The organism is Pseudocalidococcus azoricus BACA0444 (genome assembly GCF_031729055.1).
In the GTDB taxonomy this organism is placed as follows: domain Bacteria; phylum Cyanobacteriota; class Cyanobacteriia; order Thermosynechococcales; family Thermosynechococcaceae; genus Pseudocalidococcus; species Pseudocalidococcus azoricus.
The window spans coordinates 77391-92429 of record NZ_JAVMIP010000002.1; the positions used below are offsets into that span (position 1 = coordinate 77391).

General features: G+C 49.5%; 15 protein-coding genes. 5 read left to right on the plus strand and 10 right to left on the minus strand.

Features of this window, described 5'->3' with window-relative positions:
• Nucleotides 1-3: 3 nt before the first annotated feature.
• Nucleotides 4-378 carry an Npun_F0494 family protein gene (locus RIF25_RS02790; protein ID WP_322877037.1) on the minus strand — a complete coding sequence of 125 codons (375 nt, stop codon included), beginning with the start codon at nucleotides 376-378 and terminating at the stop codon, nucleotides 4-6.
• A 349-nt stretch (nucleotides 379-727) separates the two neighbouring features.
• Here RIF25_RS02790 and glgB point away from each other — a divergent pair, with 349 nt between their 5' ends.
• The gene (glgB, locus tag RIF25_RS02795; protein ID WP_322877038.1) at nucleotides 728-2995 is read left to right on the plus strand and encodes a 1,4-alpha-glucan branching enzyme; all 2268 of its coding nucleotides are present in this window, start codon (nucleotides 728-730) and stop codon (nucleotides 2993-2995) included.
• Here the strand turns inward: glgB and RIF25_RS02800 are convergent, their stop codons facing one another.
• Complete coding sequence (locus RIF25_RS02800) at nucleotides 2996-3943, minus strand: alpha/beta fold hydrolase (protein ID WP_322877039.1); 948 nt, start codon at nucleotides 3941-3943, stop codon at nucleotides 2996-2998.
• Nucleotides 3919-5541, minus strand: a complete 1623-nt coding sequence (locus tag RIF25_RS02805) for an ArnT family glycosyltransferase (RefSeq protein WP_322877040.1) — start codon at nucleotides 5539-5541, stop codon at nucleotides 3919-3921. The genes RIF25_RS02800 and RIF25_RS02805 overlap by 25 nt, the downstream gene beginning before the upstream one ends.
• Here RIF25_RS02805 and RIF25_RS02810 point away from each other — a divergent pair.
• Together RIF25_RS02810 and RIF25_RS02815 are read left to right on the plus strand one after the other, a co-directional pair.
• A complete protein-coding gene (locus tag RIF25_RS02810; RefSeq protein WP_322877041.1) occupies nucleotides 5540-5752 on the plus strand; it encodes a hypothetical protein in 213 nt (70 codons plus the stop codon). The two genes, RIF25_RS02805 and RIF25_RS02810, sit on opposite strands and share 2 nt — an antisense overlap.
• Before the next feature lie 12 nt (nucleotides 5753-5764).
• Nucleotides 5765-6313, plus strand: coding sequence for a DUF4126 domain-containing protein (locus RIF25_RS02815; protein WP_322877042.1), 549 nt, complete (start codon nucleotides 5765-5767; stop codon nucleotides 6311-6313).
• A 4-nt stretch (nucleotides 6314-6317) separates the two neighbouring features.
• Here the strand turns inward: RIF25_RS02815 and RIF25_RS02820 are convergent, their stop codons facing one another.
• Nucleotides 6318-8258 (minus strand): ABC1 kinase family protein, encoded by a 1941-nt coding sequence (locus RIF25_RS02820; protein WP_322877043.1) that lies wholly within the window; start codon nucleotides 8256-8258, stop codon nucleotides 6318-6320.
• A gap of 72 nt (nucleotides 8259-8330) precedes the next feature.
• Entirely contained in the window at nucleotides 8331-9419 is a 1089-nt protein-coding gene (locus RIF25_RS02825) for an ATP-dependent 6-phosphofructokinase (protein WP_322877044.1), read from the minus strand.
• Between the two features lie 800 nt (nucleotides 9420-10219).
• On the opposite strand from RIF25_RS02825, the gene RIF25_RS02830 reads away from it, so the two are divergent.
• Complete coding sequence (locus tag RIF25_RS02830) at nucleotides 10220-11023, plus strand: 7-carboxy-7-deazaguanine synthase QueE (protein ID WP_322877045.1); 804 nt, start codon at nucleotides 10220-10222, stop codon at nucleotides 11021-11023.
• A 252-nt stretch (nucleotides 11024-11275) separates the two neighbouring features.
• Here the strand turns inward: RIF25_RS02830 and RIF25_RS02835 are convergent, their stop codons facing one another.
• The 3 genes from RIF25_RS02835 to RIF25_RS02845 are packed head-to-tail and all read right to left on the minus strand — an operon-like array spanning nucleotide 11276 to nucleotide 12980.
• Complete coding sequence (locus RIF25_RS02835; protein WP_322877046.1) at nucleotides 11276-11596, minus strand: ArsR/SmtB family transcription factor; 321 nt, start codon at nucleotides 11594-11596, stop codon at nucleotides 11276-11278.
• A gap of 60 nt (nucleotides 11597-11656) precedes the next feature.
• Entirely contained in the window at nucleotides 11657-12610 is a 954-nt protein-coding gene (locus tag RIF25_RS02840) for an NAD(P)H-dependent glycerol-3-phosphate dehydrogenase (RefSeq protein WP_322877047.1), read from the minus strand.
• Nucleotides 12611-12650: 40 nt separating this feature from the next.
• On the minus strand, nucleotides 12651-12980 hold the full coding sequence (locus tag RIF25_RS02845; protein WP_322877048.1) for a hypothetical protein: 330 nt from the start codon (nucleotides 12978-12980) through the stop codon (nucleotides 12651-12653).
• A gap of 174 nt (nucleotides 12981-13154) precedes the next feature.
• Here RIF25_RS02845 and RIF25_RS02850 point away from each other — a divergent pair, with 174 nt between their 5' ends.
• Entirely contained in the window at nucleotides 13155-13784 is a 630-nt protein-coding gene (locus RIF25_RS02850) for a hypothetical protein (RefSeq protein WP_322877049.1), read from the plus strand.
• Nucleotides 13785-13802: 18 nt separating this feature from the next.
• Here RIF25_RS02850 and RIF25_RS02855 read toward each other — a convergent pair whose 3' ends face one another.
• Both RIF25_RS02855 and RIF25_RS02860 read right to left on the minus strand, forming a co-directional pair.
• Entirely contained in the window at nucleotides 13803-14663 is an 861-nt protein-coding gene (locus RIF25_RS02855) for an aminotransferase class IV (RefSeq protein WP_322877050.1), read from the minus strand.
• Nucleotides 14664-14668: 5 nt separating this feature from the next.
• On the minus strand, nucleotides 14669-14992 hold the full coding sequence (locus RIF25_RS02860) for a DUF1825 family protein (protein ID WP_322877051.1): 324 nt from the start codon (nucleotides 14990-14992) through the stop codon (nucleotides 14669-14671).
• Between the last annotated feature and the right edge of the window lie 47 nt (nucleotides 14993-15039).

A 15039-nucleotide genomic window follows, 5' to 3' on the forward strand; every position in this document is an offset into this window, starting at 1 on the left:
TTTTTAGGTTAAAATCCCATGCCACCAATGACTGACAAAATCCTGACAGCGTTCTGACCATGAGGGTGGGGTCTGCCTAAGAACTTGTCCAGATTCCGTCAGTCGGCGGCCTAAGGGCGTGAGTCGAAAACTATCAGTTAAGCCCTGGCCATCCACTTCCCGCCGCAATAGGCCCACCTGGGTCAACCACATTAAGGAGTTTTCCACCACTAATTCCGGCAAGGCCTGTTTGGTATAGCCCTTCGTGACCCCCAAGGAACCGCTAATTTCCCCCAACGCCACCCGCTGCTGTTGTAAATCGAGAAATAATTGGGGTAAAAATGGGCTACAGCGGACGGCGCGCAAGGCTCTGGCAAGGGTTTCAGGAGAGTAGTTCATAGGGAGTTGATGTGCTGAATAGAAGCCCCGAACTTGACTGGGTTTATTTTTATTCATAGCACCAGAGAGCCATATCCATATCAAACCGAGCAAAAACAGATCCAAGGTCGCTTAACAGTCGTTGTGGCCAGATTTTCGGGCTAAATGACCAAGAATCCGGCCGTTTCTCTCAAGGCATCCCATCGTTAAGCCGGGAAGATGCTCCCGATCGAGTTTATTTCGGACAGGCCATAGAAAACTTTATCGGTGTAAGGTGTCAAGTTAGTTCCATAAATTGTTAACTTTTTTATATCTTGCCCATCTGGTTAGCCCAACTTTAATTTTATAAACCCTGAGATAGTTAATCCCTATGACGATTTCCGCCGATCAAGTTGCTCGTATTGTTTCCAATCACCATGATGATCCGTTCCAAGTTTTAGGCTGTCATCGTTATGAAGAAAATGGGCGGCAGGCCTGGGTTGTCCGGGCTTATTTACCCAATGCTGAGCAAGTCACGGTGTTGTGTCCAGAAGAACGAAAAGAATATCCGATGCAGCCTCAGCACCATCCCAACTTTTTTGAATGTGTGATTGAGACCCCAGAACTCGCCAACTACCAACTCAAGGTTAAAGAAAACGGCCATGAGCGGGTCATTTACGATCCCTATGCCTTTCATTCCTCGTTGTTGACAGACTTTGACATTCACCTGTTTTGCGAGGGCAATCACCACCGCATTTATGAAAAACTTGGCGCACATCTGTTAACAGTAGATGGTGTGGCCGGAGTTTATTTTGCCGTGTGGGCCCCCAATGCTCGCAATGTTTCAATCTTGGGGGAATTCAACTCCTGGGATGGGCGGCAACATCAGATGGCCCGGCGCGATGGTGGCATTTGGGAGTTATTTATCCCAGGCCTACAGGACGGTGAGCATTACAAGTATGAAATTAAAAACCAAGCCGGGCATATCTACGAAAAATCCGATCCCTATGGCTTTCAACAGGAACCCCGCCCCAAAACCGCCTCGATTGTCACCAACTTAAATACCTATCCGTGGTCAGACCAGGCCTGGTTGGAACAACGGCGAAATAGTGAACCTTTAACTCAACCCGTTTCGATCTATGAAGTCCACTTAGGCTCTTGGCTTCATGGCTCAATGGACACCCCAGCCCTACTCCCCAATGGCGAACCTGAGCTGGCAATTCCTGTCGCCGACCTCAAACCCTGGGCCCGCTTTTTAACCTACCGAGAACTAGCCGCTAAACTCATTCCCTACGTTAAAGACCTCGGCTATACCCATATTGAACTTTTGCCAATTGCCGAACATCCCTTTGATGGCTCTTGGGGCTATCAAGTCACGGGTTACTTTGCACCCACCTCCCGCTATGGCACGCCAGAAGACTTCATGTATTTTGTTGACCAATGTCACCAGGCCGGGATTGGCGTAATTGTGGATTGGGTCCCAGGACATTTTCCTAAAGATGGCCATGGCCTGGCCTTTTTCGATGGGACGCACCTCTACGAACATGAAGATCCCCGCAAAGGCGAACACAAGGAATGGGGAACCCTGGTCTTTAACTACGGCCGCCATGAAGTCCGCAATTTCCTCGTCGCTAATGCCCTGTTTTGGTTTGACAAATACCACATTGACGGGATTCGGGTGGATGCGGTGGCCTCGATGCTCTACCTGGACTATCAACGGGAACATGGCGAATGGGTAGCAAATGAGTACGGTGGTCGGGAAAACTTAGAAGCAGCAAATTTCCTCCGGCAAGTCAATCATGTTTTGTTTAGCTATTTTCCGGGAGTCCTCTCGATTGCGGAAGAATCTACCTCTTGGCCGATGGTGTCTTGGCCGACCTACGCGGGGGGATTGGGCTTTAACCTGAAATGGAATATGGGTTGGATGCACGACACCTTGGATTACTTCAGCATGGATCCCTGGTTCCGCCAATTCCATCAAAACAATCTGACCTTTAGTATTTGGTATCACCACAGCGAAAATTTTATGCTCGCGCTTTCTCACGATGAGGTGGTACATGGCAAGAGCAATATTATTGGCAAAATTCCGGGAGATCGCTGGCAGAAATTCGCCAATGTCCGGGCATTGTTTAGCTATATGTTTACCCACCCCGGCAAGAAAACCATGTTTATGGGGATGGAGTTTGGACAATGGAATGAGTGGAATGTGTGGGGTGATTTAGAGTGGCACTTACTCCAATATGAATCCCATCAACAGTTGAAGCAATGTATCACTGACCTAAACCGCCTCTATCGCCAAGAACCAGCCCTTTACAGCCAAGACTTTGGGGAAGCCGGGTTTGAATGGATTGACTGTAACGATAATCGCCATAGTGTGGTGGCATTTGTGCGCTGGGCTAAGGATTACGCCGATTTTGCCGTTGTGGTCTGCAACTTCACCCCCCAACCCCACAGCCATTACCGGATTGGTGTGCCAGAGCATGGGTTTTACACGGAAATCTTTAACAGCGACGCGCGGGAATATGGGGGAAGTAATATGGGTAATTTAGGAGGCAAATGGGCCGATGAATGGGCGTTCCACAATCGCCGTTATTCCCTCGATATTTGCTTACCCCCCTTGGCGGTTCTAGTGTTCAAGATTGATCGCGCTCATGAGTAATTAACGTTTTACTTCAGTGTGTTTTTTCCTAAGGTTGCTCTCTATCCAGGCCAAGATCAACTCATTCACTAATTCTGGCTGTTCATCTTGGGGGCAGTGGCCGGCCTGGGGGAGCATTTTAAGGCTAATTCGGGGGTTACAGGCAGCAAATTGACTCGCAAATTGGGGTGGGATCATCCGGTCTTGTTCTCCCCAGAGGATCAGGGTTGGAATCTCCAGTTGGGCGAGGCTAGGTTTAACCTTGGGGCCAAAGTTGAGGCTGGTCATGGACTTAATAATCTGGACAAAGGCATTGGCGGCCCCGCGATCAAAGGCTGGAGTTAAGAGGATTTCGACTAATTCTTGATCCACCGCTGATTTGTCTCCATAGGCAATTCCGGCCCAAGGTTGGACAATTCCCGGCCGCCGCACCCCATAAAAAATTGCTTTCAATAACCAGGGAGCCGCCACCATTCCCTCGACCCAATTCACCACAGGCCCACACCAGGCCGGGATCATCTCTTGACGCACAGCGGGATCGGGAACACTAATCAGCACCAGGCCAGCCACCATTTGGGAATACTCAACAGCAGTGGTTAAGGCAATCAGAGAACCAATGGAATTTCCCACAATAATTGCAGGTTGACGGATAAACGTTTGCCAGAAATCATGGACTTGCCGGGCCCAAAAATAGGCATCATAGGGGGCCTGGGGTTTCTCAGTCGCGCCAAAACCAACTAAATCCAAGGCAAAGACCGGGTGAGATTGCCCTAAAACAAACACGTTATGTCGCCAATGCCCGAGAGATGCCCCAAAACCATGCAGCAAAATTATTGGGATCGCGCTCGGGTCAGGATTTTCTGGCTGGACATAGGTATAGCGAATCTGCCAACCGCGCCAGGCCCAGTCCCGTTGTTCACCATATTGGCCGGGAAATTTGGGGGTTAGGGAAACCGGAGCAGTTGCCATTGTTCTACAGTAGCAATAGTTTTGGCCTGGAATTTCTGTATCTCGGCCGCGGGGATATTCGGACTCACCCAGGCATAACCAGTCGGGACGCTATTTAAGGGCAAAGGTAGGCGTGTTCCCAAGTTGGGGGTATAAAAACTCAGCAGTACCCAGGTTTGATGTTCGGCTCCGGTGACAGGTTCTTGAACAATAAAGTTGATTGGGTGATTGGTTAAAATTGCCGCGACTGGCCCCTGGGTTAGCTCGGCTTTAAGATCGGGAGAATAGTTACCAATCAAGCCCAAAAATCCTGCCGTTACCAGGCCCAGCCAAGAGGTTAAAAGCCATGCCCCCACCCAGGCCCGCCGCCAGTTTTGTACAGAAGTTATTCCCAAAACCAACCAGCCCGCCCCGATAATTACCCCCAAAGGAATATAGGCCTGCACCGCATCAGCTGCCGGAATCAACCCCGTTCCCAAACCAATGGCTGCCCCCCACAAGCCCAGGCCGAGAAAGGCTAATATCCCGCTCATGCCTCGAATCCACAGCCAACGCCTTTGCCATTGCCGATAAAGCTCACAGAGGCCAAACCCCGCCCACAAGGCCAGCCAGGGATAAAGCTGCAAACTGTAATAGGAAATCCGAGTTGAAAAGAGCGTCAGTAACATCAATAGGACCAGGGGATAAATACCCAGCACCAGGCCCATTGGCGTTTTGATGCGAAAGAGACTGATCCGCCGTCCGTGCAGCCCCCACCAGAGCCACCCCCCCACCGCAAAGAAGGCCCAAGGAAACCCATTGGCGGGGATGTTCCAGAAATAGTAAAAAATATTGCCATCGCCGTGATAGGATTTTTCGCCGAGCATGACCAACTTGCCGAACATTTCCGTTAAGACCCGCCCGCCATAGATCTGTACCGATTGCCACAACCAGGCCCCCGGCAATAGAAAGCCAAGAATTAACCCAAGATACAGGCCGAGATTCCGAAAAAAATGCTTGTGAACCCAAAAGAACGGTAGCAGGGCCATAACGGGCAAAAAAATCATCACGCTTTTGATCAAAAATCCCAGGCCGACACAAGCCCCCGCCACCAGGCCCCAACCCCAAAACGCCCATTGATGATCCCGCTGCCGATCCGCTAAAACCAACGCCAAAACCAGCAAAACTTCGACAAAAACTAAAGGGATATCCTGAGTCGCCATTCGCCCATAGGACAAAAACAACGGACACAGCGGTAAAATCATCGCCCCCAGGCCGGCCACGGTTCTCGGCAACAGCACACAGCCCAAACGAAAGGTTAACAAGACGATGCCCATCCCCAAAACGAAACTCGGCAACCGGGCCACCCCATCACTCACGCCAAAGAGTTGGTAAGCCCCAGCAATCAGCCAATGTACCCCCACCATCCGGTCAAAAATCGGCGCATCCCACCACCATTGGGTCAACCCATCCCCTTTGAGCACCATCCAGCGGGCCTGCATCCCGTACCAACCCTCATCGTGGGCCATCAAACTTTGCTCACCGGAACTGGCCAGAAACAAAATCCCGCTCCACACCATCAACAGCAGGTAAGGGAACAGGGGATGTTTAGACCAAACTGGCCTGGGGAAATCAGTCATGGCAGATTACACACCACAATTTGAACCATCAAGAATTCTCAACCTGTTGCTCATCAATAATCTTGGGGTTTATTTAGTCGGGAGTCCTATAGTGAGGATGTCAGGAGATGGAATTAGCAAGAAATTACCCATCGCCATAGATCATCGGATTGGTCAGGATCAGTCCACAGCCCTGGCCTGGGTGAAGCATTTCCCCATCTTATGTCCTTAATCTCAAACCACGATGCTAGAACTGCTGGCAATTTTGTCGGTTTCAGCGGCGGGCGGACTGAGGTTGGCCTTACCCCTATTGGTCATTGGTTTAGTCCAAGGGGAGTCTCTCTGGTCGAAAGTCCCAATTTTGGCGCGCTTTGACCCGGCCTGGGTGGTGGGAGTCTTAGCGGCCTGGTCAGGTCTGGAGCTATTCATCATCACCCATCCCTGGGGGCAACGGTTTTTAATGCTGATCCAACTGATCTTTAGTCCAGCAGTCGGGGCAATTTTAGGGATGACCTTAGCCGATTTAACCGATACCCCCGTTTGGCTGATTGGCCTGATTGGGGGGCTATTGGCCCTGCTCCTGCAACTGGTGCAAGTGGGTTGGTTTTTTCGCCTCGGTAAACTGCCCCATTGGTTTATTATTGGGCAAGATTTATTATGTATTTTGCTAGTTCTTTTTGGCGTTCATGCTCCAAAACCGGGGGGTCTGATTGCCCTACTCTTGCTCTGGTTAGCGATTCGGAGTGCCAAAGACTGGCGACAACAGGCCTACAGCCGGCGAGTACAGAGATAAATCCCTAAAGGGCCGGGGTATAGACCCGCTCCTCAGCTTGATCTCGCCCTAAAAGAAATTCCCGAATAAAGCGAGTTAAGACCCGCTGCACCAGGCCTGTCGCAATCCGTTGTCCCAGTTGTTGGGTTTCCGGCTTAAAGAGAACCCGCGAGACAATGGGGAAGAGTTTTGCCGCATCAAAGCCAGGAGTATCCTGCAAAATGCCCGCAATCCGGCGAATATGCTCCAGGCCCTGTTGATCCGGGGTAACAGCGGGAACGGCGGTAATCGGGCTGGGGGTACGCCAAGGGTTAGGGAACTGATGCCAGGCCTGTTGTCCCCACTGATCCAAACTTTTCACCAGTTCATCGGCTAATTTATTGCGAATAAACTCCCCCCGCTCTGAAAATAAAAATTCAATGGCCTGGTTTAAAGCCATATCAAAATCATAATCCCGACTATCCCGCGCATTCCGCAGCAGATTTTCGAGACGATTCCAACGAAAACTTCCATCCTTGAACAGCAGATTTTTCAGGCTTGTCCGTAATTCTGGGGCCGGGTCTGTGAGCAGGCGTTTGGCAATGTAAGGGTAGGCCGCATTGAGAACTTTGAAATTGGTATCGACCCCCATTGCAATGCCTTCCATCGTCAACAAAGAACGGACAATCAGGGCATAATAAGCCGGGACGCGGAACGGATATTCATACATCACCTCAGAGAGTTGATCAAAAATCCGTTGAATATTTAATTCCGCAACGCTGGCTCCCAAGGCATTGTTAAAGACAATTCCCAAGGCCGGAATAATGGGGCGCAAATCCGTATCCGGAGTCAAAAAGCCTAAATGCACATAATCCTCAGCCAGGCTCTCAAACTCCCGATTGACAATATGGACAATGGCATTGATCAACCCATAACGCTGGGCGGGCTCAATTTCACTCATCATCCCAAAGTCGAGATAGGCCAGTTTTCCATTCGGCATGGCCAACAAATTGCCAGGGTGGGGATCCGCATGAAAGAAACCATGTTCCAATAATTGCCGCAACGAACACTGGACACCAACATTCACCAAATAGCGTGGGTCAATCCCCTGGGCCTGAATCAAGTTGGGCTGATTGAGTTTTGTCCCGTTCACCCACTCCATTGTCAGGACACGGCGATTGGTATATTGCCAAAAGATCCGGGGGACAAAAATATCCGGTAGATAGCCATACAGACGGGCAAACCGCTCAGCATTCCGGCCTTCTTGGGTATAGTCCATCTCCTCAAATAGGCGGCCAGAAAATTCATCCAAAATTGCGACTAAGTCACTGCGAAGTTTACGAGTTTTTTGGATAAACTCCGCCAGGCCCCGGACAATGTAGATGTCTAAGGTAATCTGCTCTGCCAGGCCAGGACGTTGGACTTTAACAGCCACCTCTTCCCCAGTTTTTAATCGCCCCCGATAGACCTGTCCCAAGGAAGCCGCCGCAATCGGGTTTGGACTCAGTTCCGCATACAGTTCCTCGGGCCTAGCCCCCAGTTCTTCCTCAATAAATTGGAAAGCAATGTCATTGGAAAAGGCTGGCAGTTGATCCTGTAGTTTGGTCAATTCTTCTAAATAAATGGCAGGGACTAAATCTGGCCGGGTAGAGAGAGCTTGCCCAACCTTGATATAGGCCGGCCCCAATTGAGTCAGGGTTTCCCGGAGTTGGATGGCCCGTTGTCGTAAATTTTTCTTGGTTTGCCCAGTGACAGTATCCCACCAACGATTCAAGAAAATACTAATCACCGGCACTAGGATTTGAATCCACCGCCAGAAAACCCGCAGGGGCTGTTGCCGATAGCGAGCATTAATTTCTTCGGGATTATAGACTTCAGCCAAGGGAGTATCGGGTAAACTCACAGCGTCCACCGCAATTTCAGTTGAATCAGCGGGAAAGTCACGAAAAGTTGAGCCGGAATGAACAGGCGGTAAGGCAGTCTTCATCGCAATTCCCCGCTGAGGCAGTGATGTTAAGTATTGTAACTGAATTCATTAGGTTGGCTGCTGGGCTAGGCCTTAATAATCATCCCCCAAACAAATGCCCATTCCCCGCGCCGTTTTGATCAGCGTGCCATGCAAGTCCACATTTCGATAGGTCTTAATCGCCTCAGCAATCGGGACACTTACCACCTCGCGGTTTTTCCAGGCCACCATGTGATCGTATTTCTCCTCGGCAATTAAATTGACCGCTGCCACACCAAACACAGTCCCCAAGAGCCGATCCGCGGGTGAAGGAATTCCCCCCCGTTGAATATGCCCCAAGACCGTCACCCGTGATTCTGCCCCTGTGCGAGTCGCAATCTGTTCGGCAATATATTTCCCAATCCCCCCGTAGCGATCTTCACCTTGTTGACTAATTTGGGTGACTTGATCCCCTAACTCAGTCCGAACCGCCTCCGAAACCATGACTAAGCAAAACTTCTTGCCCTGGGCCTGGCGTTGACGGATTTTCTCTGCGACATTATCCAAGTTGTAAGGAATTTCAGGAATCAAAATAATATCAGCCCCCCCCGCAATCCCCGCCGACAACGCAATATGCCCGGCATCGCGCCCCATCACTTCCAAGACCATGACCCGACTGTGACTAGCGGCCGTAAAGTGCAACCGATCCAGGGCCTCAGTGGCAATATTGGTGGCCGTATCAAATCCAATGGAAAGCTCAGTCGCCCCAACATCGTTATCAATTGTTTTGGGAATGGCGACAAGATTTAGGTTTCCCTGGTTCGCAATCCGCCGCAAAATGGCCAAACTGCCATCCCCACCAATCCCCACCAACGCGTCTAACTTCAATTCGTGATACCCAGCAATAATCTCGGCACTGCGATCCTGAAACGTCCCGCCAGCCATTGGAAACGCAAAGGGATTTCCCTTATTGGTTGTCCCCAGAATTGTTCCCCCTTGGAGGAGTAATTGATCAATACCCTCAATATCCAAGCGGGTAGATTTGGGGGGGCGGTGCATCAGGCCATGGGTGGCTTCCTGAATGCCAATCACTTCCCAACCATAGGTTCCAATAGCATGATGAACAACTGCCCGAATAGCGGCATTTAAGCCAGCACAATCTCCACCACTGGTTAAAATTCCGATCCGTTTCTGAGCAGCCATGGGAATGAGTCCTTAAAAATGGGATGCCTGAGTAACAATTGAAGAGAGAAAACTTAGAAATCCTTTTTAGATTACCCTAAATTCTACGGTGATTTTGTTAAGCTAAATTAAAAATCTCAGCCTAATGATCTGCTATTAAGGATCATGAATATTCATGTTTCAATGATTGAGCTTAAGCCGAGTCATCTAGGATATTTGTATGGAAATAATCTTAAATATTAACGATTACCATGGTTTTAACTGTTTCAATGAACTAACTAAGACTTGGGGACTGGTGAGAAGTATCTTGCTGAAGACACCGATGCTGTGCCGAGGGTTGGCTAATTTTAAGTGAAATTTAGCAATGGCTTAGAAAGCAGATGAAACTTTTCTCTAGTAGCTATTAAGAATTTAATTTTAGAAATATCTGCCCATGAATGATCAAAATGTTGCGCTCCTAAAAGCATCTGAGATTGCTGTGGGCCTCCACCCTGTTGGGGTAAAAATTGCTCCTGTCCCATCCGGCTAAGAATCTTTTATTGATCATGGGCATGAGAATCAAGAGGCATCGGGTTAGATCATCTCAGGTTGCGGGATTGTGGCAATTGCAGATCAGGAGCTTGTCTATTTCATAGTAATTGAGTCTTTATATGTTGTTACTCATTTAGGGTTAGAGGGGAACAAGTCAGAAAGTGACTGATGGGAAGTCTTTTAACATTTCCACTCTCTCAGAACAGTCTGCGTAACGCTATAGTTGATGAGTTGGCCCTCAGCCTTCTTAGTCCCAGATCAGGATCTCTGGCATAACTCTAAACCTGTTTATGACTACTGTTACCTTGATGACGACTGTTCCCAATTCTCAAGAGCCAATTACATCCCTTGTTGAAATGTTCTCAGCAATTCAGGGGGAAGGGATGAACGTGGGGACGCGGCAGTTATTTATCCGATTTGCTGGCTGTGATTTACGCTGTATCTATTGCGATAGTGCCCATACATGGCATCCCCAGGCCCAGGGGCGAATTGAACAAACTCCAGGCCAGCGAGACTTTATCACAGTTAATAACCCAGTATCCTTGAAGCAGATTTTGGCCTGGGCCGACCAATTGAATATCACGGGTCTCCATGACAGCATTAGCCTCACTGGTGGTGAACCCCTCCTAGCCCTAGAGTTTTTGCAAGAGTTTTTACCGATCCTGAAACAATGCACTAGCTTACCCATCTATCTCGAATCGGGTGGACATCATCCCCAGGCCCTAGGGCAACTCCTCCCCTATTTAGATAGTATCGGCATGGACATTAAGTTACCCAGTGTCTCTGGTGAATCCCATTGGCCAGCCCATCGCGCTTTTCTCCAGGCCTGTCATGCCGCAAACAAAGATGTATTTTGTAAGGTGATTATTTCTGCCCAGACCACAACCCAAGACCTAAACCAGGCCGGGGCCTTAGTCGCCGCAATTAACCCCGATATTCCGCTCATATTGCAACCTATTACCCCCATTGGCACAGGTCGTTTGACCCACCCCCCCACCCCGGCCCAAGTCCTGGCCTGGCAAGGCTTACTGAAGCAATATTTATCTCAAGTTCGAGTCATTCCCCAAACTCATAAGTTTTTGCATCAGCTTTAATCTATCCGTGAATTTCTACAGACAAGGTGACGCAAACTGTTGTAAGAGAATAGGAATCTCCAAGGGACTGCCCATCAAGGATTTTCCGACTTGTTCCCCCCTCACCCTAAATGAAGTAGCCCTATGCGCATCCCAAAAGGTCAGCAGAGGAGGTGGAGTAGCCTATATCCGTTTTTGCAAAATTGTGTTAGCCAAATGAGACAGAATCAGAACTTAAGACTAGGATACCCGTGGATATTCCTGTTGAAATGACTAGGAACATTGCCGCTGTGAGGTTCGGGGTTGGAGATGGCGATATTCGGCCAAATACTGTTCCAATTCCGCAAAAGCAGGTAAGTTCAGCCGATAGTAAATCCACCGTCCAGACTGACGCGCTAAGACCAGGCCCGCATCCTTGAGAGTCCGTAAATGAAATGATAGTTTAGACTGGCTAATTTGGAGACGGGTACAAAGGTCACAAACACATAGTTCTTCTCGCTGCAAGAGGGTTAAAACATCCAAGCGAATGGGATCGGAAAGGGCATGAAACCTGAGTAAAACAGTCTGATCTGGAGAGGTAATCTGAGCAATCATCCTCAAATCCTAGCAAATTCTCCAGGTTGGGGATGCAAACAGGCTCCCTGCATTAGTGCATTAGTGATCTAAGGTTTCCACTTTGAAGGGCCGCTCCAGGAGTTGGGTCAGGGCTTGTTGGGGAGTCACCTCATCCCGCAATACGGTAGTTACGGCCTGGGTAATGGGGACATCTAGATCATGGGCCTGGGCATAGTCGCTTAAAACTAGGGCCGTATTCACCCCTTCCGCTGTCCCAATCACTCGTTCTAAAGCATCTTTGAGGGCAGTTCCTTGGGCTAAATGCCAACCCACTTGATAATTGCGACTTAAGGGACTTGTACAGGTAGCCAATAAATCACCCAGGCCCGATAACCCATAAAAAGTCTGAATATCACCACCCCAATGGGTTCCCACCCGTACCATTTCCAACAGCCCCCGTGTAATCAAGGCTGAGCGCGCATTCACCCCCAAGCCCAGGCCATCATTGACCCCACAGGCAATGGCCATGACATTTTTCAAAACCCCCCCCAACTCCACCCCCCGCCGATCTGGATTGGTATAAACCCGAAAGGTGGGCATGGCAAATAAACTCTGGGCCTGGGCCGCAATCTCTAAATCGCCCCCAATCACCGCGGCGGCCGGTAAACCCTGATTAATTTCAGCCGCTAAATTAGGGCCAGAGAGAACCACAATCTGGGCCTGGGGTAATAGTTCTGTCCAAATTTGGGTCGCCGTGGCCGCTGTTTGGGGTTCCAGTCCCTTCGTTGCGCTAATTAAAACCCGGCCGGGGGGAAGATTTAAGGCTTGGACTTGTTGGGCAATCCCCCGCACCCCCTGAATGGGCAAGGTAGAGATAATAATTTGGATTGGCTCAAGCTGGCCTGGGGTCAAAGGGCCTTGGTGACGTTGCCAGATGCGGACGGAAAACCCTTGCCGATTCAACACACTTAAAATAGTTTTGCCCCAAGCCCCTAAGCCCAACAGCAGGATCTTGTCTTGGACTGAATGAACCGGCCAATCCGCCGCTACCATAAATGCTTACATGAACAACCCTAAGTCCAAGTTAAACCGATTAGGGTGCCGGAGTGATTGCCGGTTGGGTTTGGTTCTGGAGTTGTTGCTGGCGAAGTCGGAACTGGGCCGCTTCCGAGTTAAGGTTTTCCATTTGATCTTGGGCCACTTCGCTATAACTGCGGGCATCCATGTTCCGAATTTGGTTCATGAGACTGGGCAACGAGAGACTACCGCCTTGGCCACCGCCATTGAGCAGGCCACCAATATCATTGGATTTTTGCCCTTCTTGCCAGCCTTGGAGGGGATCTGCTTGTTGGGCCAAGGCCGCCGGAGCCAGAGTCAGAGAAGCCAGACCTAGGACTAGGGAAAGAGATTGCTGAAATTTCATCGGTTTTCCTCGCACGAACTTGAAACAAAACTAAACCGAAAATTACCCTTATCCTAGCTTGGAACTCGAATGGGGATCTAACTCTAGCTCATTTTGATGGTTCTACTTGCCCCAAGCCAACCTCTATGATCAAAAGATAGTCGGGGCAAATGCTGATCAAGGTAGGGGGCAATTATGAATATCGTGCAGTGGTGGGATGAGCTACTTCAGGGCCTGGAAACAGAATTACAGGTGGGGTTAGCTCACGGAATTGAACTCTTAAATAGCACCATCGAGCAAACGCTTTTACCCCTGATCAAAATTCCGGAACCAGCGGCCCCTTGGCAACGTCTTTATGTTTACCAGGCCGGGGTGGAGAGTCTTCCCAGCGGTACTTGGCCTCTCAATGATCATGCCTGGCAAATCACAGCCCACTGGCCCCAAACCATTCCCCTATTAGAGTTGCCGGAACATTATCTCTGGCTAGAAATTCCCTCAATGCGGCAAGGGGATCAATTACTCCTCTGTCGGGCCTGGGCCAAGGCGGATCCCCACAGCTTGCCCCCCAAATTATCTCTCGGTCGTCACCAGGCCTGGGGTTGGACGCAGGGAGTTACGTTACCGGCCGATGGGGAATGGCATTTATTAGAGGTTTGTGTGCATTTAGCCGCCCCCGAAACTGAGCCAGGGTTAATTAAACTTGCCCTAGAATTTATCGCTCCCGGCCAGGCCTGGTTACGGGATTTTGAAGTGTTGCAGGCCCCGGCTAAACTCCGCCCCTTAAGTGAATTATTTCCCAAACACAAAACAAATTCTGAGACTTAATTTAATTGAGTTGTTAATTCAGACTTGACTGGCCTGGGCCATTTTCTCAAGGAGTTCCGTCCACAGGAGTTGGGTAACGGGGCCTGGGCATTCTGGGAACGGATAGTCATCTACTTGGGCAATGGGCATCAATAACCGCACCGAAGAACTTAAAAACGCCTCATCGGATGTGACTAAATCTACGGGGAATAACTCGCTCTCCTGGTGGGGAATGCCTTGTTCATGGAGTATATCTAAAAGAAACTGCCGGGTAATTCCATGTAAAATTCCTGATTCCTTGGTGGGTGTCTCGACAATCCCTTTGCGGACGATCCATAAATTACTGGTGGTGGCTTCGGTCATCGCGCCTTCGGGATTCAGCAAAATCGCATCATCACATCCACTGGCCTGGGCTTCCAAAAGGGCCAAGATATTGTTGAGATAATTCCCGGTTTTGGCGGCTGGATCTAGGGCCTTCAGAGAAACTCGCTGCCGGGGCGGAATTGTTACTTTGAGGCCGGCCGCAGAAAGCTTAGGCTCCGGATCAATGGCTTGCAAGGCAATTAACAGTCTCGGCTTCGTTTCTGGTTGCGGTAACAGGCCAATGCGAGGATCTGCGCCACGAGTCACCACGATCCGAATGTAATATTCTCCAGGCCCTGCCACTGCCAAAGTCCGATTCACTTCCTGGATCAAATACTCATCCGGCCAAGGCAAATTTAGATACAAATAGGTTGCAGATTGTCTTAAGCGGGCTAAATGTTCAACCAGGCCAAAGGGTTTCCCTTGAAACGTTCGGACAACCTCATAGACACTATCTCCGTACAAAAAACCTCGATCTAAGACCGAAATCGTTGCATCAGTAGAAATTTCACCATCGAGATTGATCAACATACCCATGCAGTTTATGGCTTCTGCTCTAACTCACGTTTCATGCGCTCTAGTGTAGTATGCATTTGGTCAAACATTTGCTGGGGCGTTACGCCAAACTGGTTGAGTTGGGTTTTCAGTTGCTCGACCGTCATTTGGGCCGTAAAGTCTTCCGAGAGTTCAAACCGCTTCATGAAAATCCGAAAACGCTCCATCATCTCTTCCATTTTTTCGATGTAGAGTTTTTTCCCTTCCCGATCAAACTTGCCGTAATCACCACCCAACTGGACTAAACTTTGGTAGTCAACAAATAAGTCTTGGGCTTCCCGTTGGACAATTTCAGAATCAAAGAATCCCATAGGTTTGGTCTCATGACTAATGTGTCTTGACTCATCCTACCCTTAGT

Excerpts from the sequence above, each read along its gene's own strand:
- RIF25_RS02790 (WP_322877037.1), bottom strand. The coding sequence starts at position 378 with ATGAACTACTCTCCTGAAACCCTTGCCAGAGCCTTGCGCGCCGTCCGC.
- RIF25_RS02815 (WP_322877042.1), top strand. The coding sequence starts at position 5,765 with ATGCTAGAACTGCTGGCAATTTTGTCGGTTTCAGCGGCGGGCGGACTG.
- RIF25_RS02835 (WP_322877046.1), bottom strand. The coding sequence starts at position 11,596 with ATGATTGCTCAGATTACCTCTCCAGATCAGACTGTTTTACTCAGGTTT.
- RIF25_RS02850 (WP_322877049.1), top strand. The coding sequence starts at position 13,155 with ATGAATATCGTGCAGTGGTGGGATGAGCTACTTCAGGGCCTGGAAACA.
- RIF25_RS02800 (WP_322877039.1), bottom strand. The coding sequence starts at position 3,943 with ATGGCAACTGCTCCGGTTTCCCTAACCCCCAAATTTCCCGGCCAATAT.
- RIF25_RS02830 (WP_322877045.1), top strand. The coding sequence starts at position 10,220 with ATGACTACTGTTACCTTGATGACGACTGTTCCCAATTCTCAAGAGCCA.
- RIF25_RS02820 (WP_322877043.1), bottom strand. The coding sequence starts at position 8,258 with ATGAAGACTGCCTTACCGCCTGTTCATTCCGGCTCAACTTTTCGTGAC.
- RIF25_RS02855 (WP_322877050.1), bottom strand. The coding sequence starts at position 14,663 with ATGGGTATGTTGATCAATCTCGATGGTGAAATTTCTACTGATGCAACG.
- RIF25_RS02860 (WP_322877051.1), bottom strand. The coding sequence starts at position 14,992 with ATGGGATTCTTTGATTCTGAAATTGTCCAACGGGAAGCCCAAGACTTA.
- RIF25_RS02845 (WP_322877048.1), bottom strand. The coding sequence starts at position 12,980 with ATGAAATTTCAGCAATCTCTTTCCCTAGTCCTAGGTCTGGCTTCTCTG.
- glgB (WP_322877038.1), top strand. The coding sequence starts at position 728 with ATGACGATTTCCGCCGATCAAGTTGCTCGTATTGTTTCCAATCACCAT.
- RIF25_RS02840 (WP_322877047.1), bottom strand. The coding sequence starts at position 12,610 with ATGGTAGCGGCGGATTGGCCGGTTCATTCAGTCCAAGACAAGATCCTG.
- RIF25_RS02810 (WP_322877041.1), top strand. The coding sequence starts at position 5,540 with ATGGCAGATTACACACCACAATTTGAACCATCAAGAATTCTCAACCTG.
- RIF25_RS02825 (WP_322877044.1), bottom strand. The coding sequence starts at position 9,419 with ATGGCTGCTCAGAAACGGATCGGAATTTTAACCAGTGGTGGAGATTGT.
- RIF25_RS02805 (WP_322877040.1), bottom strand. The coding sequence starts at position 5,541 with ATGACTGATTTCCCCAGGCCAGTTTGGTCTAAACATCCCCTGTTCCCT.